Origin of the sequence: Streptomyces sp. NBC_01214 (assembly GCF_026340975.1) — a bacterium.
GTDB lineage: Bacteria > Actinomycetota > Actinomycetes > Streptomycetales > Streptomycetaceae > Streptomyces.
Map to the genome: position 1 here is coordinate 2,154,786 of NZ_JAPEOS010000002.1, position 17,523 is coordinate 2,172,308.

A 17,523-nucleotide genomic window follows, 5' to 3' on the forward strand; every position below is an offset into this window, starting at 1 on the left:
TAGCCTGGGATCATGAAGCTCACCAAGCGGCTGCATTCCTGCGTCCAGTTGGAGAAGGACGGGCGCACGCTCGTCATCGACCCGGGCGCCTTCAGCGAACCGGACGCGGGACTGGGGGCGGACGCCCTGCTGGTCACGCACGAACACCCCGACCACTTCGAGGAGGGCCGGCTGCGGGCCGCCCTCGACGCCGATCCGGCGGTCCGGCTGTGGACCCTGCGCAGCGTCGCCGAGAAGCTCGCCCCGGCCTATCCGGGCCGGGTGCACACCGTCGGCCACGGCGACGCCTTCACCGCGGCCGGGTTCGAGGTCCAGGTGCACGGGGAGCTGCACGCGGTGATCCACCCGGACATCCCGCGCGTCACGAACGTCGGCTTCCTCGTGGAGGGTTCCCTCTTCCACCCCGGGGACGCGCTGACCGTTCCCGGGGTCCCCGTGGACACGCTGATGGTCCCGGTGCACGCCCCCTGGAACAAGGTCTCCGAGGTGATCGACTACCTGCGCGAGGTCAAGCCCCGCCGGGCCCTCGACATCCACGACGCCTACCTCTCCGACCTCGCCCGGCCGATCTACGACGGCGCCCTGGGCGCCCTCGGGGGCACCGACCACGGGCGACTCACCGCGGGGGACTCCGCCGAACTGTGACTGTCGGTGCCGGGCGGTAGGTTGGCACGTATGCGTATCGCCACCTACAACGTCAACTCCATCACCGCCCGGCTGCCGCGGCTGCTGGCCTGGCTGGAGAGCTCCGGCACGGACGTCCTGTGCATCCAGGAGACCAAGTGCTCGGCGGAGCAGTTCCCGCACGACGCGCTGCGCGAGCTGGGCTACGAGTCGGCGGTCAACGCCACCGGCCGCTGGAACGGCGTGGCCCTGCTCTCCAAGGTCGGCCTGGAGGACGTGGTCCTCGGGCTGCCCGGCGGGCCCGACTACGAGGGCCTCCAGGAGCCCCGCGCGATCTCCGCCACCTGCGGCGGGGTCCGGGTCTGGTCGGTGTACGTGCCCAACGGGCGCGAGGTCGAGCACGACCACTACGGCTACAAGCTGGACTGGTTCCGCGCCCTGACTGCGGCCGTAGCTGCCGACGCGGCAGGTCCGCGGCCGTTCGCGGTGCTCGGCGACTTCAACGTGGCCCCGACCGACGAGGACGTCTACGACCCGGCCGTCTTCGAGGGCCTCACCCATGTCACCCCCGCCGAGCGGGCCGCCCTGGAGGCGCTGCGCGCCGCAGGGCTCTCGGACGTGTTCCCCCGCGCGCTGAAGTACGACCGTCCGTACACCTTCTGGGACTACCGGATGCTCGCCTTCCCCAAGAACAAGGGCATGCGCATCGACCTGGTCTACGGGAACGAGCCCTTCACCAAGGCCGTCACCGACTCCTACGTCGACCGCGAGGAGCGCAAGGGCAAGGGCGCGTCCGACCACGCTCCCGTCGTCGTGGACCTGGACCTCACCCGGTAGCCGATGGCCGGTGCCATCCGGGCCGACGGATCCAGGCGCGCCCTGTGGTCAGCGGCGGATCCTGGTGCGACGCTGGGCGGTATGAACATCCCTTTCCTGGGCAACTGGCTGAACCGAACCGAAACGGAACAGGGCACGGGAATCGCCGCCGCCCTCGCGGACGACCCCGAGGGTGTCGCCGAGTTGTTCTCGGAGTGCGAGATGCTGCGCGTCCAGGCGAGGGCTGCCGGGCTCGAACTCGACGAGAGCCAGGGCTCGTTGGAGTCCCTGGACCAGCTGATGCCGCGCTGGCGGCGGGACCCCGAGGCGGTGCCCTGGCTCGGCAACGACGCCGGCTTCTACCTCGGGACCGTGATCATCCGGACCGTTCCGGGGGCCGAGTGGCGGGTGTGGCCCAACGGCCAGCCGGTGATCCGGTTGGCCTCGGGCCGGGAGCTGAACGTGATCGAGTCGGGCCTGTCCTGGGCGATGACCGGATCCCCCGAGCTCAGCCAGGCGTACGCCGAGGCCTCCGAGGGCTGACGCCCCGGCGTGTCGCGGCCCCCCTCCCGTGCGAAGTGCCCTTCCGTAGCCGGATAGTTTGCGCTGGCCCCGGCACACCGGGGCGGGCACCGGGACCGACTCCGACACGTGGGCAGGGCAGCAGATGGCCGTCGAACCGTTGATCGAGCTGCGGGACGTCAACAAGCACTTCGGAGCGTTGCACGTGCTGCGGGACGTCAACCTCACCGTCGGCCGCGGGGAGGTGGTGGTGGTCATCGGCCCCTCCGGCTCCGGCAAGTCCACCCTGTGCCGCGCGATCAACCGGCTGGAGACCGTCGAGTCGGGCACGATCCGGATCGACGGGGAGGCGCTGCCCGCCGAGGGCAAGGAGCTGGCCCGGCTGCGCGCCGAGGTGGGGATGGTCTTCCAGTCCTTCAACCTGTTCGAGCACAAGACCGTCCTCGCCAACGTCTCGCTCGCGCAGGTCAAGGTCCGCGGCCGCAAGCGGGGCGAGGCGGACCGGCGCTCCCGGGAGCTCCTGGAGCGGGTGGGCCTCGCCGACCAGGCCGCGAAGTTCCCGGCCCAGCTCTCCGGCGGTCAGCAGCAGCGCGTGGCGATCGCCCGCGCCCTCGCCATGGACCCCAAGGCCCTGCTCTTCGACGAACCCACCTCCGCGCTCGACCCGGAGATGATCAACGAGGTGCTGGAGGTCATGCGGCAGCTCGCCCGCGAGGGCATGACCATGGTCGTGGTCACCCACGAGATGGGCTTCGCGCGCTCCGCCGCGAACCGCGTGGTCTTCATGGCCGACGGGCAGATCGTCGAGGACCGCACCCCGGAGCAGTTCTTCACCGCCCCCGAGAGCGACCGGGCCAAGGACTTCCTCTCCAAGATCCTCAAGCACTGACGGTCACTGCTCGCGCAGCGGCACCGACACGTAGCTGGGATCGGTGCGCGGCGAGGAGAAGGTCAGCTGCGCGCCGATGGGGTTGTGCTCGATGTAGAGCGGGTCGACGGTGTCGATGACGAGGGCCAGCCGGTGGCCGGCCGGAACGTCGTAGGCGGTGGAGAACAGCTCCAGGTCCACGCCGAAGGCCCGGCCGGGAGCCTTTCCGTGGAAGGTGTACGGGGCATTGCTGACGAGCTTGCCGATGCCGAGCGGGCCCACGTCGTAGAGGTACGCCACGAAGGTGCCGTCGCCCTTGGTGGGGGTGACGGTGGTGTGCAGCTTCACGGTGCCGCGGATCCGGCGCGCCCCGTCGTAGCGCTGCGACTGCCAGACGGCCGCGAAGGCCCGGGGGAGCAGCGGGACGGAGGCGATCGGGGGCGCCTTCACGAACTGGTCGAGGGCGCTGGACAGGAGGAGGATGCCGCCGTTGGCGCCGGAGTCGACGTTGGCGAAGAGGTGCTCGCTGTCGGAGAGCGCCAGCTTCTCGGTGCCCCCGGAGCCGACCGACTTCCAGTCGGCGTAGCCCTCGTACCCGTCGTCGCTACGGGACTTGATCTGTACCGGGGCTTCGGTGTCGATGCCGTTGCGCTCGCCCTTGAGGTAGCGGTCGAACCAGCGGTGCGCGTTGGTCCAGGTGTCGTTGGGCAACCCCAGCAGGCCGGTGCCCTCGGCGGTGGCGTGGTCCCCGGGCCGGAACTCCAGGCGTTTGGGGCCGGTCAGCCGCTCGTAGAACTTCGCGTACTGGTTGGGCGGGAAGATGGTGTCGCCCCAGGCGTTGCCGAGCATGATCGCGGCGCCGTTGGCGTTGATCCGGTCCACCTGCTCGGAGGCCGAACGCTTCTTGCCCCACTCGATCATCTGCTGCTCCTGGTCCAGCCGGGAGCCGAGGAAGTTGCCGAGGAGCGTCGTGAGTTCGGGTCCGGGTCGGCCGGTGAGGTATCCGGCGGCGCCGAGCATGCCGGCGGCCTGGAGGTGCTGGGTGCGGCCGGAGTAGATGGAGTCGATGAGGTCGGCCCAGCCGCTCATCGCGACCACGGCCTTGATGCGCGGGTCGTGCGCGGAGGCCAGCAGGGTGATGCCGGCGGCGTACGAGACCCCGCCGAGGCCGATGCGGTCCGCGTCGGCGGGGGAGTTGGCGAGGGCCCAGTCGATGACGGCGCTGACGTCGGCGATGTCCGGCGGGCCGGCCACCTCGATGCTGCCGCCGGAGAGCCAGAAGCCGCGGGAGGTGTAACTGACCACGACGTAACCGGAGTCGGCGAGCTTCTTGGCCTGGGCGATGTATTCGACCTGCGGCAGGCCCCAGCTGGTGGGGAACACGATCAGCGGGTAGGTCCGGCCGCTCGAGGCCCCGGCCGGGGTGAAGACGTTGCCCTTGAGGGTGATTCCGCCGGAGCCGGGGATGTCGTGGAAGCGGATCTGCGAGGATGCGTCGGCGCCGGCCGCCGCGGTGGTGGGAGCCGCCTGGGCCTGGTGGGGCCCCAGGCCCAGGGCGGCTACGGCCAGCAGGGTCGCTACGGCCGCGGCGGTGGTGGTGCGTCGCATCTCTCGCTCCTCGCGCGTGCGCCGGGTTGTCAAAGTGACCCGACGGTAACGGGAGCGTGTTACCGAAAGTAACCCATGGGTAAGTTACGTGCCGGTAACGATTGGTCAGTGGTGGCGGACCGGCTGCGGAGGGTCAGCTACGGTCCGGCCGTCAGCCGTTCTGCGGGGCGCCGGACAGGGCGCTCTTGGCCTTCCACTCGTCCCAGGAGAGGTTCCACTCGCCGTAGCCGTTGCCGATCGGCGCCTGGCCCTTCGAGCCCTCGCCGACCACCTCGAAGAGGTCGCCGACCTGGGACTGCCCGAAGAACTCCTTGGCGTCGGCGTCGCTCATGCCCACGCAGCCGGAGCTGCTGTTGGTGCGGCCGAAGTTGCCCTCGTTCCACGGGGCGGCGTGCGCGTACATGCCCGACCAGGTCAGCCGCATCGAGTAATCGACCATCTTGTCGTAGGCGTTGTCCAGGCCCACCGTCTGGGAGTCCATCCGGATGGTGCCCTCCTTGGTCATGATCACCATCTTCCCGGACCAGGAGGCCTTCTTGCCGCCGGGAGTGCCGGCCGAGATCGGGATCGTCCTGAGCGCCTGACCGTCCTGGGTGACCGACATCTTCTTGGTGTCGAGGCTGACCTGGATCCGGCGGTCCTTGCCGATCTTGAACTCGGTGTTGTAGTCGCGGGCGAACAGCCCGCCGCCCTTGCCGGAGTCCACGCCGTTCAGGTGCATGTCGACCTTCACGTCCGTGCCGGACTTCCAGTAGTCCTTGGGCCGCCAGTCGACGCGGTCCTTGCCGTCGTGGTCCTTCATCCAGCCCCAGGAACCCTCGGTGTTGTCCGAGGTGGTGACCTTGAGCTGCTTCTCCACGTCGGCCTTGTTCGTCACCGGGTTGTCGAAGACGAGGGACACCGGCATCGCCACGCCCACGGTGCCGCCCTTGGAGATGTTGATCGAGACCTTGTTCACCTTGTCGGCGGGGCCGGTCTTGAACTGCGTGGTGGCGCTCTGGCTGTCGGTGTTCTGCGCCTCGACCTTGTACTCCGCACCGGGCGGGGCATTGCGCTCCGAGGTCCAGGTCTTCCCGTCGTCGGAGATCTTCCCCGGCAGCTCCGCGCCCTTGGCGTCGGTCACCTTCACCTGGGCCAACTTGCCCTCGGCGACGGTCACCGTCACCGGCTGGCCCGCCTTGACCTGGTCGCCGGTGAGGTTCACCGAGACCGCCATGGCCGTCTTCGGCTTCAGCTCGGTCTTGCCCTTGTCGTCGCCGCCACCGTCGCTCCCGCCCGAACAGGCGGTGAGCGAGGCGGCCAGAAGTGCGGTGCCCGCCATGGCGGTGCGGCGTATACGGCTCAACGAAGGGCCCTTCGAGTGGTGGTGGCGATGAACGTTTCGCAAAAGGAGATGCCAACGAGGCGACTTTAGGTTCCGCATTCGGCAGAAAAGCTCGCGCTCTCGCTTGTGACGTCGACCGCAGCGAAACGGTCATCATCCGGTCACAAACGCCGCGCAGTTCGGTCACGGTCGGCTGTGAGAGTCCTGTGAGAGACCGTCAGGACGAACAGGAAGGCTGTCGGCCGTGTGTGCACTGCTCGTGAACCCCGCCCAGCAGGACCATGACCAGGACGGGCAGCTCCGGGTGCGCGCCCTGTCCGTCACCGAATACCAGACCTTCCTCCACTGGAACGGAGGTGCGAGCTTTCTCCAGTACCCCTCCTGGGCGCGGGTAAAGGACCTCTGGCGCTCGGAAAGGGTCGGATGGCACTATCCGGACGGAGAGATTCAGGGAGCCGGACTCGTTCTCTACCGGCAATTCCCCGGGACGCGAAAATACTTCGCCTATCTCCCGGAAGGGCCCGTCGTCGACTGGTCCGATCCGCACCTCGACCGCTGGCTGAACCCGCTCCTGCGCCACCTGCGCGCCTCCGGCGCCTTCGCCGTCCGCATCGGTCCCACCCCCGTCTACCGCCGCTGGGACGCGGCCACCGCCAAGGCCGCGACCGGGCCCGGACGGCAGATCTCCGACGTGCTCGCCACCGAAGTCGACCCGGTGGGCGCCGCCCTCGCCGACCGGCTGCGCACCCGCGGCTGGAAGCGGTGCGGCGGCGAGGACGACGGCGACGCCCAGCCCCGCCACGTCTTCCGCGTGCCGCTGGCCGGCCGCACCCTCGACGAGGTGTGGTCGGGTCTCAACCAGGAATGGCGGCGCAACGTGCGCAAGGCCACGAAGGCCGGCGTGGAGACGGTCATCGGCACCTACGCCGACCTCCCCGAGTTCTACCGGCTGCTGCGCATCACCGAGGAGCGCGACGGCTTCCGCCTCGGCCGCTCCCTCGCGTACTACGAGCAGCAGTACCGGGTCCTGAACGAGGAACAGCCCGGCCGCATGCGGCTCTACCTGGGCGTCCACCGGGGGGAGATCCTCGCCGCCCACACGATGATCACCGCCGGGAACCGGGTCTGGTACCAGACGGGCGCCTCCGCCGACCACCGCCGCGAGGTACGGCCCAGCAACGCCCTACAGTGGCGCATGATGTGTGACGCGCACGCCCTCGGGGCGGAGGAATACGACATGCGCGGGGTACCCTCCACCCTCGACCCCGACGAACGCTCTTTCGGACTGCTGCGCTGGAAGCTCGGCACCGGCGGACAGGTCGTCGAGACGCTCGGAGAGTGGGAGATACCGATGGACGGAGTCGCCAACGCGGCGCTCTACAAGGCGTTCCAGGCCTACCTGGCCCGCCGGTGACGGCCACCGACACCGAGAGCGGCACCCACACCGGCACCGACACCCGAGGGGCCGTCGCCCCCGGAGCCGCAGACGCGCCGTCCGGGAAGACCTCGGTGCTGCGCAGCGGCGCGCTCATGGCCGCCGGTTCGATCGTCTCCCGCGCCACCGGCTTCATCCGCTCCGCCGTCGTCGTCGCGGCGCTGGGCACCGGACTCCTCGGCGACGGCTACGCCGTCGCCAACACGGTCCCGAACATCATCTACATCCTGCTCATCGGAGGCGCGCTCAACGCCGTCTTCGTACCCGAGCTGGTCCGGGCCGCCAAGGAGCACGCGGACGGCGGAACCGCCTACACCGACCGGCTGCTCACCGCCTGCACCGTCGCCCTCGTGGCGCTCACCACCGTCGCGGTCCTCGCCGCCCCGCTGTTCGTCTCGGTGTACACCGACTACGACGGCGCCCAGGCGAGCACCACCGTGGCCCTGGCCCGCTACTGCCTGCCGCAGATCCTCTTCTACGGACTCTTCACCCTGCTCGGTCAGGCGCTGAACGCCCGCGGCCGGTTCGGCGCGATGATGTGGACCCCGGTCCTCAACAACCTCGTCGTCATCGGCGTCTTCGGGCTCTTCCTCTACGTCTCCCACGATGCGGCGGACGGCCTCACCGCCGCCGAGACCCGGCTCCTGGGCCTCGGCACCACCCTCGGCATCGTCGTCCAGGCCCTCGCCCTCGTCCCCTCGCTGCGCTCCGCCCGCTTCCGCTGGCGCCCGCGCTTCGACTGGCGCGGCAGCGGCCTCGGTCGCCCGCTGCGCAACGCGGGCTGGCTGGTCATGCTCGTCCTCACCAACCAGATCGCCTACTGGGTCGTCACCCGGCTCTCCACCACCACCGGACAGCACGCCGTGGACGCCGGACTCGCGGGCGGTGCCGGCTACACCGCCTACAGCAACGCCTACCAGCTGTGGATCGTCCCCCAGGGCATCATCACCGTCTCCCTCGTGACCGCCCTGATGCCACGGATGAGCGAGGCCGCCACCGAGGGCGACCTCGGCGCCGTGCGCCGCGACATCTCCTACGCCCTGCGCTCCAGCGCCGCCCTCGTCGTGCCCGCCGCCGCGCTCTTCGCCGCCCTCGCCCCCTGGGTGATGGGCAGCGTCTTCGAGTACGGCCGCACCGGCGCCGCCGACATCGAAGTCATGGCGGGCATCCTCATCGCCTTCGCGCCCGGCCTGATCGCCTACTCCGCGCAGTACGTCCTCTCGCGCGGCTTCTACGCCCTGTCCGACACCCGGACCCCCTTCTTCCTCAACCTGGTCATCGCCGCGCTCACCGCCGGACTGTCCGTCGCCGCCTACTTCCTGCTGTCCCCGCGCTGGGCCGTCACCGGCATGGCCGCGGCCTCCTCCGTCGCCTTCCTCGCGGGCGCCGCCGTCACCGCCCACACCCTCGCCCGCCGACTCGGCCCGCGCGCGGGCACCCGTACGGAGCGGCGCGCGACCGCCGTACGGACCCACCTGCGGCTGCTCGTCGCCTGCGCACCGGCGGCCGCCGTCGGGTACGCGGCCGCCCGCGCCGCCGAGGGGTTCGGCAACCTCGCCGCGCTCGGGTCGGGAACCGTCGCCCTGGCCCTCGTCGTCGTCATCCTCGCCGGGCCGCTGCGCCTGACGGAGATCACCGACATGCTGAACTCCCTGTGGCGCAGGATCGGCCGCTCGGGGGTGTAAGCCCCGCAACGCCTTTGGGATACTGACCGGATGCCACGCGTACTGCTGATCGAGGACGACCCTTCCATCCGCGAGGGGGTCGGCCTCGGCCTGCGCCGCCGGGGCCACGACGTGCGTTCCGCCGAGACCGGCGAGGAAGGGTTGGCGCTGATGGGCGGCTTCCGCCCCGAGCTCGTCCTGCTCGACCTGATGCTGCCGGGGATCAACGGCGTCCAGGTCTGCCGCCGCATCCGCGAGACCAGCCAGGTGCCGATCATCATGCTCACCGCCCGCGGTGACGACTTCGACGTCGTCGTCGGCCTGGAGGCCGGCGCCGACGACTACATCGTCAAACCCGCCCGCACCGAGGTGATCGAGGCCCGCATCAAGGCCGTCCTGCGCCGGCTCAGCGACCCCGTGGGCACGCGCTCCGGGGTCGAGCGCCACGGTGAGCTGACCATCGACCGCGCCGGGCTGAGCGTCGCCAAGAACGGCGAGCGCGTGCCCCTCGCCCCCAGCGAGATCAAGCTCCTGCTGCACCTGTCGGCCTCGCCCGAGCAGGTCTTCTCCCGCCAGCAACTCCTCGAATACGTCTGGGACCACAGCTACCACGCCGACGCCCGGCTCGTGGACGCCTGCGTGCGCCGGCTGCGCACCAAGGTCGAGGACCCCGACGCGAGCCCCCGCTACATACAGACCGTGCGCGGCTTCGGCTACCGCTTCGGTCCCCTGTAGGCGACCGTGAGACGCATCGCGCCGCTGGGCCTGCGCACCCGACTGATCGCGGCCTTCCTGCTGGTCGCCGCGATCAGCGCGGTGACCACCGCCGCCCTCACCTACCAGCAGGCGCGCAACGCGATCCTCAAGCAGACCCAGGACACCGCGGTCAGCACCCTGCGGGACCAGGTCGAGCAGCAGGAGTTCCGACTTCCGCTGGACCAGCAGGAGCTCCAGCGCATCGTCATCGAACTCGGCAAGCGCGGCAAACCGCACCCGTGGATCATCTTCGGCGAGTACGGCAGCGTGCGGGTCTCCACCAACCCCGGCACGCCGACCTCCAGCGTGATCACCGACAACCTGCGGGAGAAGGTCCGCCGCCACGACTACACCGCCTTCCAGCGGGTCGAGGACGCGCGCGGCAACCCGTGGCTCACCATCGGCGTCCCCGCCCTCTTCGAGCACAACGGCTTCACCGAATCCACCGGAGCCGTCTTCTACGCCAGCGTCCCGCTCTCCACCGAGAAGCAGACCGTGGAGGCCATGGTCGACGCCGCCAAGCAGGGCGCCGTCCCGGGCCTGGCCATCGCCATCGTGCCCGCGCTGCTGGCCGCCCGCAGCGTGCTGCGGCCGGTCCGCGACATGCGCCGGGCCGCCCAGCACCTCGGCCGCGGCCGCCTCGACACCCGGATCGAGGTCCGGGGCGCCGACGAGCTCGCCGGACTCGCCCGCACCTTCAACGAGACCGCACGCGCCCTGGAACAGTCCGTGCGCGAGCTCCAGGACGCGGAGGTCCGTGCCCGCCGCTTCGCCTCCGACGTGTCCCACGAACTGCGCACCCCCCTCGCAGGGATGCTCGCCGTCACCGAGGTCCTCGACGAGGACGCCGAACGCCTCGACGCCGACACCGCCAAGGCCCTGCGCCTGGTCAGCACCGAGACGGGCAAGCTCGCCGTCCTCGTCGAGGACCTGATGGAGATCTCCCGCTTCGACGCCCGGGCGGCCGAGCTCAACCTCGACGACGTGGACATCGCCGAAGCCGTCCGCAAGACCCTGGAACGCCGCCACTGGGTCGACGACCGCATCGTCGCCGAGCTGCCGGACCGGGTGCGCGCCCGGCTCGACCCGCGCCGCTTCGACGTCGTCCTCGCCAACCTCGTCGGCAACGCCCTGCGGCACGGCAGCGCCCCCGTACGCATCACCGTACGGACCGCACCGGGCGAGGAAGGCGAACGGCTGCTGATCGACGTCGCGGACAGCGGGCCCGGCATCGCTCCCGAGGTGCTGCCGCACATCTTCGACCGCTTCTTCAAGGCCGACGCGGCCAGGACCCGTTCCGCCGGCAGCGGTCTCGGCCTCGCCATCACCCTGGAGAACGTCCGCCTGCACGGCGGAACCCTGCGCGCGGCCAACGGGCCCTCCGGGGGAGCGGTCTTCACCCTCGACATGCCGCTGGAGGCCCGCGGATGACGGGGCGCAAGGCGAGGACGAGGTCCCGGGCGGCCGCGGCCACGGCGGCGCTGGTGAGCTGTGCGCTACTGCTCACCGGATGCGGGATCAAACGCACCGGGGTGATCGACAGCGGCCACGCCGCCACCATCAAGGTCGCCGACGGCAAGAACAACACCTACCTCTACTTCCTCTCCAAGGAGGGCGACCGGCTCGTCCCGGCCCCGTTCAGCCTGGCGCTGGACTCCGACCTCAATCCCGTGGTGCTGCTGCGCCTGCTGATGGACGGCCCACGCGGCCGGGCCGGCGAGGCCGGGCTCACCACGGGACTGCCCCGGCTGCCCGCCGGTCAGACGGAGCAGCTCGCGGTAAGCCCGCACTCGGACGAGGGGATGACGGTCTGGGTGCCGTTCGCCGTCGGCAACCTGTCGGCACTGGCCCGCATGCAGCTCGTGTGCACCATCGGCATCTCCGCCAAGAAGGACACCCTCAGCCCCGTCACCCTGAAGGGCACCGACACCACCCTCGCCCCGGCCGAATGTGATCTGAAGCGCTGACGGGCGCAGCGTCCACTGGCCCTGACCGCGACCTTGCGGTCAGGGCCGCGCACCCGTCACGGTGGCCCCATGGACCACGCCGCAGACGTCCCCGACGTCTTCGACCCCCGGATCTACGCCGCAGGCATCCCGCACGAGCGCTACCGGCTGCTGCGCGAGCGGCACCCCGTGGCCCGGCAGGCGGAGCCGGAGATCCAGGGCTGGCCCGCCGGCCCCGGCTTCTGGGCCGTCACCCGGCACGCCGACGTCGTACGGGTCCTGCGCGACCACCGCACGTACTCCTCCTGGCTGGGCGCCACCCAGATCCGCGACCCCGACCCGGCCGACCTGCCCTTCCTGCGCCGCACCATGCTCAACCAGGACCCGCCCAAACACGGCCGGCTGCGGCGGCTGGTGTCCCGCGCCTTCACCCCCGCCCGCGTCGACGCCTTCGCCGGACGGGTACGGGAGCGCGCCCGCGCCCTGCTCGCCGCAGCCCGCCAGGACGCCGAGGACGGCGCCGTCGACCTCGTACGCGCCGTCACCGACGAGTACGCGCTGCTGAACCTCACCGACCTGCTGGGCATCCCGGCCGCCGACCGGGCCCTGCTGCTGGAGTGGACCGTACGGATCATCGGGTACCAGGACCCCGACGACGCCCCGGCGCCGCTGATCGGCCCGGACGGCACCCCGCTCAACCCGCGCTCCCCGGCCCTGCTCGGCGAGATGTTCGCGTACGCCCGCGAACTGGCCGACCACAAGCGCACCCACCCCGGCGACGACGTGCTGACCGCACTGGCCGGGGCCGGGCTCGACCCGGCCGAACTGGAGATGTTCTTCTTCCTGCTCACCGTCGCGGGCAACGACACCGTACGCAGCGCCGCCCCCGGCGGCCTGCTCGCACTGGCCGGGGCCCCGGACGCCTACCGCCGGCTCGCGCAGGGATCCGTCCCGTTCGACCGGGCCGTCGACGAACTCCTGCGCGTCCACCCGCCGGTGCTCAGCTTCCGCCGCACGGCCGCCGTCGACACCGAACTGGCCGGGCGGTCCCTCCGCGCCGGCGACAAGGTGGTGGTCTTCCACGCCTCCGCCAACCACGACGAGCGCGTCTTCACCGACCCCGGCCGCCTCGACCTGGCGCGGACGCCCAACCCGCACGTCTCCTTCGGGGACGGCCCGCACGTCTGCCTCGGCGCCCACTTCGCCCGGCTCCAGCTGCGGATCCTCTACGAGGAGTGGTGCGCGGCCATGCCCGTGCCGGAACTGGCGGGACCGCCGCGCCGGCTGGTCTCCAACTTCATCAACGGGATCACACGGCTACCGGTTCGGGTGTCAGGGCGGCCCGGGTGACATCGGCCGCGAGCTCGGTCACATCGGGGCCGTAAGCGTCGGAGTTGACCACCTTCAGCACCAGGCAGAAGGGATCCTTCCCGTACGTGCGGGCCAGCCGCTCGTGGTGACGGGCGAGATAGCGGGCGGCGGCTTGGTTGCTGACCGCGGTCTGCCCGGAGAGCAGGAAGACGGGTCGGCCGCCCTGTGCGCCCGTCAGCCTGGCCAGCAGTACGTACTCCACCTGCCCCTTGGCCCACCGGTAGCTCTCGCCGCCCACCTGGATCGCGCCCCGGTCCTCGTGCTCCTGGGTGTCGACGTTCACCCGTACCCCGGGCAGCATCGAGGCCAGGTGCGCCACCGTACGGGTGTTGGACGTCGGGCCGCCGACGCAGAACTCGGCGCGGTCACCGAAGCCCTGGCGCGCCTCGTCGTGCGTGACGATCTGGACGTTCGCCCCGCAGTCCTTGATCAGCGCGGAGATCTCCAGCAGCGCGAACGCGTCGTTGCGGTGCACCGACGATTCCTTGCCGCCCATCTGCCGGTTGACCACGAACAGGCACTCGGCGCCGGCCGGCAGTCCGAAGAACGCCTGTTTGCGGCGCAGCGTGCGGCGCCACAGATAGGTCCGGGCGAACCAGCCGAAGCCGCCGCTGAGGGCGGTGGCTATCACCCCGAGCACGATGTTGCGCACGTCGTCGTTCATGCGGCGGATGGTAGCGGCCGGGCCGCCTTCCTGACGCGGGGGGTGCGGTGAAGTTACGCTGCGCGAACCAGACCTGACAGGCCGTTGACCGGAGGAACCGGATGCGTGCTCGCGCCGCACGTCAGTTAGCGCTCGTCGCCCTCGCCGGGGCGCTCGTCTCCACCGGGGCCGCGGCCCCGCCCACCGCGGTCGCCCCACCGGCCAAGGTACCGGTCGCCGCCGGCTACGGCGGGGCGGTCGCCAGCGTGGACGCCGACGCCTCCGCCGCGGGCATCGCCGTCCTGCGCTCCGGCGGCAACGCCGTGGACGCGGCGATCGCCACCGCCGCCGCGCTCGGGGTGACCGAGCCCTACTCGGCGGGCATCGGCGGAGGCGGCTACTTCGTCCACTACGACGCCCGCTCGCGCCGGGTGCACACGATCGACGGCCGCGAGACCGCCCCCGCCACGGCCACCGAGACCCTCTTCCAGGAGAACGGCCTCCCCATCCCCTTCGCGGAGGGCCAGACCAGCGGCCTCGGCGTCGGCGTGCCCGGCACCCCCGCCACCTGGAAGAGCGCCCTCGACGCCTGGGGCACCCGTCCGCTCGACGCACTGCTGAAACCCGCCGAGAAACTGGCCCGCGAAGGCTTCACGGTGGACGGCACCTTCCGGGCCCAGACCGAGCTCAACCAGGACCGTTTCAAGGACTTCCCGGCCACCTCGAAGCTCTTCCTGCCCGGCGGCGCCCTGCCGGTGGTCGGCTCCACCTTCAAGAACCCGGACCTGGCCGCCACCTACGCCGAACTCGGCCGCAAGGGGACCGGCGCCCTCTACCGCGGACCCCTCGCCGAGGACATCGTCCGGGCCGTGCGCACACCCCCGGTGGACCCGGCGGCCACCCGCAAGGTCCGCCCCGGCGACCTGACCACCGCCGACCTGCGCGCGTACGCGACCAAGCGGCAGGACCCGACCCAGGTGCACTACCGCGGCCTGGACGTCTACAGCATGGCGCCCTCCTCCTCCGGCGGCACCACGGTCGGCGAGGCGCTGAACATCCTGGAGCGGACCGACCTCTCGAAGCTGTCCGAGACGCAGTACCTGCACCGCTTCATCGAGTCCTCGCGGATCTCCTTCGCCGACCGGGGCCGCTGGGTCGGCGACCCGGCCGCGGTGGACGTGCCCACGCGCGAGCTGCTCTCGCAGCGGTTCGCCGACTCGCGCGGCTGCCTGATCGCGCCGGACCGTACGCTGACCAGCCCGCTGGCCCCCGGTGACCCGCGCCACCCGGTGGCCTGCGGCGGCTCCGGTCAGGCCGCCCCGACCCCGTACGAAGGGGAGAACACCACGCACCTGACGGTCGCCGACCGCTGGGGCAACGTGGTCTCGTACACCCTGACCATCGAGTCCACCGGCGGGAGCGCCATCACCGTTCCCGGACGCGGCTTCCTGCTCAACAACGAGCTGACCGACTTCTCCTTCGCCCCGGCCGCGCCCGGGGTCCCGGACCCGAACCTGCCCGGCCCCGGCAAGCGGCCGCGCTCCTCCATGTCCCCGACGATCGTGCTGGAGGACGGCCGCCCGGTGCTCGCGGTGGGCTCCCCGGGCGGCGCCACCATCATCACCACCGTGCTCCAGACCCTGATCGGCCATCTGGACCGGGGTCTGCCGCTGGTCGACGCGATCGCCGCGCCGCGGGCCAGCCAGCGCAACCAGACCACCACCGAGCTGGAGCCGGGCCTGTGGAACAGCCCGCTGCGCGCGCAGCTGGAGGCGATCGGCCACGGCTTCCGGCAGAACCCGGAGATCGGTGCGGCCACCGGCGTGCAGCGGCTGCCGGACGGGCGCTGGCTGGCGGCGGCCGAGACCAGCCGCCGGGGAGGCGGCTCGGCGATGGTGGTCCACCCGCACGGGAAGCCGTAGCGCCACTCCCCGGGGGGTGTCTAGAGCGCGGTGAGGATCCGCGGGCCGTCGGCGGTGATCGCGACCGTGTGCTCCGAGTGGGCGGCGCGGCTGCCGTCGACGGTGCGCAGGGTCCAGCCGTCCGCGTCGCACGCGTAGTCGTCCGTACCGCCCGCGATCAGCATCGGCTCGATGGCGAGGACCAGGCCGGGGCGCAGCTTCATGCCGCGTCCCGGCGGGCCCTCGTTGGGCACGCCCGGGTCCTCGTGCATGGTGCGGCCGATGCCGTGGCCGCCGAAGCCGTCCGGCACCCCGTACCCGGCGGCGCGGCAGGTGGTGCCGATCGCGTGGGCGATGTCGCCGATCCGGTTGCCGGGCACGGCGGCGGCGATGCCGGCGGCGAGGGCCGCCTCGGAGGTTTCGATCAGCCGGAGGTCGGCGGGCCGGGCGGGACCGACGGTGAAGCTGACCGCCGCGTCCCCGGTCCAGCCGCCGAGCTCCGCCCCGCAGTCGGCGCTGACCAGGTCGCCGTCCCGCAGCCGGTAGTCGTCGGGGATGCCGTGCACGATCGCGTCGTTCACCGAGACGCACACCACGGCGGGGAAGGGTACGGGTGCGAACGGTGGCCGGTAGCCCAGGAAGGGCGAGGTGGCGCCGGCCTCGCGGAGCACCTCCCGGGCCACCCGGTCCAGGTCCCGCAGGGACACCCCCACGTCGGCGGCCTCCCGTACGGCGGCCAGGGCGCGGGCGACCACCCGGCCCGCGGCCCGCATCTCGTCGATCTCTCGATCCGTCTTCAGTTTCACCATGCCAATAACTATACCGGTATAAAAATAACGGGATAGTTATTGGTGCGCGGGGTAGGATGGCGGCATGGTCCGTACCCCCCTCACCCCCGAAGAGCGCGAGCGCGGCGAGCGGCTCGGCGTCCTGTTGCGCGAGGCCCGCGGCGACCGGAGCATGGTCGAGGTCGCGGCCGGCGCCGGACTCTCCGCCGAGACCCTGCGCAAGATCGAGACCGGCCGGGCACCCACCCCCGCCTTCTTCACGGTCGCCGCCCTCGCCGCAGCGCTCGGCCTCTCCCTGGACGATCTGCTGCGCCGCTGCGCCGCCGTCCCGGCCTAGGGTCTGTCGTCAAAGTGATCTTGCATTGTGGATCATGGTTGGGTGATACGTCGCCATGAACTGTCGGACGCCGAGTGGGAACTGGTGCAGCCGTTGCTGCCTCGGCCTGTGCTGGGGCGGCCGCGGCTGGACGACCGGACGATCCTGAACGGGATCGTGTGGAAGTTCCGGACCGGGGTCGCCTGGCGGGACGTGCCTGACCGGTACGGGTCGTGGGCCAGCCTCCACACCCGTTTCCGCAGGTGGGCAGCTGACGGAACCTTCGATCGGATGCTCCAGGCCGCGCAGGCGCAAGCAGACGCGGCAGGCGACATCGAGTGGCTGGTCTCGGTGGACTCCACCGTTGTCCGTGCCCACCAGCACGCGGCCGGGGCCCGAAAAGGGGCTCCGCAGCCCGGCCCTCGGCCGGTCCCGCGGCGGACTGACCAGCAAGATCCACCTGGCCTGCGACGGCACGGGCAGACCCCTCGCGTTCGTCCTGACCGGTGGGAACACGAACGACTGCACCCAGTTCACCGCCGTGATGGACGCGATACGAGTGCCCCGGACCGGACCGGGCCGACCGCGCATCCGGCCCGACCACGTCATCGGCGACAAGGGCTACAGCTCGAAGGCCATCCGTACTTGGCTGCGGCGCCGCGGCATCACGCACACGATCCCGGAACGGTCCGATCAGGTCCGCAACCGTGCGCGGCGCGGCAGCCGGGGCGGCCGGCCGCCGGCCTTCGACAAGCAGGTCTACAAGCACCGCAACGTGGTGGAACGGTGCTTCAACCGACTCAAGCAATGGCGCGGCATCGCGACCAGATACGACAAGACCGCCCAGGCCTACCAAGCAGCCGTCACCCTCGCCTCGCTCCTGATGTGGGCGTGACACTTTGACGACAACTCCTAGTAGGGCTTGGTCAGGTTGGGGCTGG

The 17,523-nt window shown here is 71.3% G+C and carries 16 protein-coding genes and 1 pseudogene; 13 read left to right on the plus strand and 4 right to left on the minus strand.

From position 1 onward, the window contains the following. Window positions 1-12 precede the first annotated feature (12 nt). The 4 genes from OG594_RS34490 (at window position 13) to OG594_RS34505 (ending at window position 2,851) form a co-directional block, all read left to right on the plus strand. A complete protein-coding gene (locus OG594_RS34490) occupies window positions 13-645 on the plus strand; it encodes an MBL fold metallo-hydrolase (RefSeq protein WP_266606307.1) in 633 nt (210 codons plus the stop codon). 30 nt (window positions 646-675) lie between these two features. Further along, complete coding sequence (locus OG594_RS34495; protein WP_266606308.1) at window positions 676-1,461, plus strand: exodeoxyribonuclease III; 786 nt, start codon at window positions 676-678, stop codon at window positions 1,459-1,461. An 81-nt stretch (window positions 1,462-1,542) separates the two neighbouring features. Further along, the gene (locus tag OG594_RS34500) at window positions 1,543-1,983 is read left to right on the plus strand and encodes a DUF6278 family protein (protein WP_266606309.1); all 441 of its coding nucleotides are present in this window, start codon (window positions 1,543-1,545) and stop codon (window positions 1,981-1,983) included. Between the two features lie 124 nt (window positions 1,984-2,107). Then, window positions 2,108-2,851, plus strand: a complete 744-nt coding sequence (locus OG594_RS34505) for an amino acid ABC transporter ATP-binding protein (RefSeq protein ID WP_266606310.1) — start codon at window positions 2,108-2,110, stop codon at window positions 2,849-2,851. Between the two features lie 3 nt (window positions 2,852-2,854). Here the strand turns inward: OG594_RS34505 and OG594_RS34510 are convergent, their stop codons facing one another. Both OG594_RS34510 and OG594_RS34515 read right to left on the minus strand, forming a co-directional pair. Further along, on the minus strand, window positions 2,855-4,438 hold the full coding sequence (locus OG594_RS34510; RefSeq protein WP_266606311.1) for a CocE/NonD family hydrolase: 1,584 nt from the start codon (window positions 4,436-4,438) through the stop codon (window positions 2,855-2,857). Window positions 4,439-4,589: 151 nt separating this feature from the next. Further along, window positions 4,590-5,783, minus strand: a complete 1,194-nt coding sequence (locus OG594_RS34515; protein ID WP_323185378.1) for an Ig-like domain-containing protein — start codon at window positions 5,781-5,783, stop codon at window positions 4,590-4,592. 283 nt (window positions 5,784-6,066) lie between these two features. Between OG594_RS34515 and OG594_RS34520 the strand changes: the two genes are divergently transcribed. The 6 genes from OG594_RS34520 to OG594_RS34545 all read left to right on the plus strand — a co-directional run bounded on the left by OG594_RS34520 (window position 6,067) and on the right by OG594_RS34545 (window position 12,913). Continuing rightward, a complete protein-coding gene (locus OG594_RS34520; protein ID WP_266606690.1) occupies window positions 6,067-7,176 on the plus strand; it encodes a peptidoglycan bridge formation glycyltransferase FemA/FemB family protein in 1,110 nt (369 codons plus the stop codon). A gap of 95 nt (window positions 7,177-7,271) precedes the next feature. Further along, window positions 7,272-8,882, plus strand: coding sequence for a murein biosynthesis integral membrane protein MurJ (murJ, locus tag OG594_RS34525; RefSeq protein ID WP_266606691.1), 1,611 nt, complete (start codon window positions 7,272-7,274; stop codon window positions 8,880-8,882). Between the two features lie 30 nt (window positions 8,883-8,912). Continuing rightward, window positions 8,913-9,596, plus strand: a complete 684-nt coding sequence (locus tag OG594_RS34530; RefSeq protein ID WP_266606312.1) for a response regulator transcription factor — start codon at window positions 8,913-8,915, stop codon at window positions 9,594-9,596. 6 nt (window positions 9,597-9,602) lie between these two features. Further along, a complete protein-coding gene (locus OG594_RS34535; RefSeq protein ID WP_266606313.1) occupies window positions 9,603-11,048 on the plus strand; it encodes a HAMP domain-containing sensor histidine kinase in 1,446 nt (481 codons plus the stop codon). Beyond that, window positions 11,045-11,584, plus strand: a complete 540-nt coding sequence (locus OG594_RS34540; RefSeq protein ID WP_266606314.1) for a hypothetical protein — start codon at window positions 11,045-11,047, stop codon at window positions 11,582-11,584. Before OG594_RS34535 ends, OG594_RS34540 begins: the two co-directional genes overlap by 4 nt. A 69-nt stretch (window positions 11,585-11,653) precedes the next feature. Further along, window positions 11,654-12,913, plus strand: coding sequence for a cytochrome P450 (locus OG594_RS34545; RefSeq protein WP_266606315.1), 1,260 nt, complete (start codon window positions 11,654-11,656; stop codon window positions 12,911-12,913). Here OG594_RS34545 and OG594_RS34550 read toward each other — a convergent pair. Then, window positions 12,873-13,598 (minus strand): hypothetical protein, encoded by a 726-nt coding sequence (locus OG594_RS34550; RefSeq protein WP_266606316.1) that lies wholly within the window; start codon window positions 13,596-13,598, stop codon window positions 12,873-12,875. The two genes, OG594_RS34545 and OG594_RS34550, sit on opposite strands and share 41 nt — an antisense overlap. Window positions 13,599-13,699: 101 nt before the next feature. Here OG594_RS34550 and ggt point away from each other — a divergent pair, with 101 nt between their 5' ends. Continuing rightward, complete coding sequence (gene ggt, locus OG594_RS34555; RefSeq protein ID WP_266606317.1) at window positions 13,700-15,499, plus strand: gamma-glutamyltransferase; 1,800 nt, start codon at window positions 13,700-13,702, stop codon at window positions 15,497-15,499. 20 nt (window positions 15,500-15,519) lie between these two features. Here the strand turns inward: ggt and map are convergent, their stop codons facing one another. Further along, window positions 15,520-16,287 (minus strand): type I methionyl aminopeptidase, encoded by a 768-nt coding sequence (map, locus tag OG594_RS34560; protein ID WP_266606318.1) that lies wholly within the window; start codon window positions 16,285-16,287, stop codon window positions 15,520-15,522. A 64-nt stretch (window positions 16,288-16,351) separates the two neighbouring features. Between map and OG594_RS34565 the strand changes: the two genes are divergently transcribed. Further along, window positions 16,352-16,603, plus strand: coding sequence for a helix-turn-helix domain-containing protein (locus tag OG594_RS34565; RefSeq protein ID WP_266606319.1), 252 nt, complete (start codon window positions 16,352-16,354; stop codon window positions 16,601-16,603). Between the two features lie 45 nt (window positions 16,604-16,648). Beyond that, window positions 16,649-17,477: pseudogene (locus tag OG594_RS34570) on the plus strand (IS5 family transposase). Window positions 17,478-17,523: the final 46 nt, after the last annotated feature.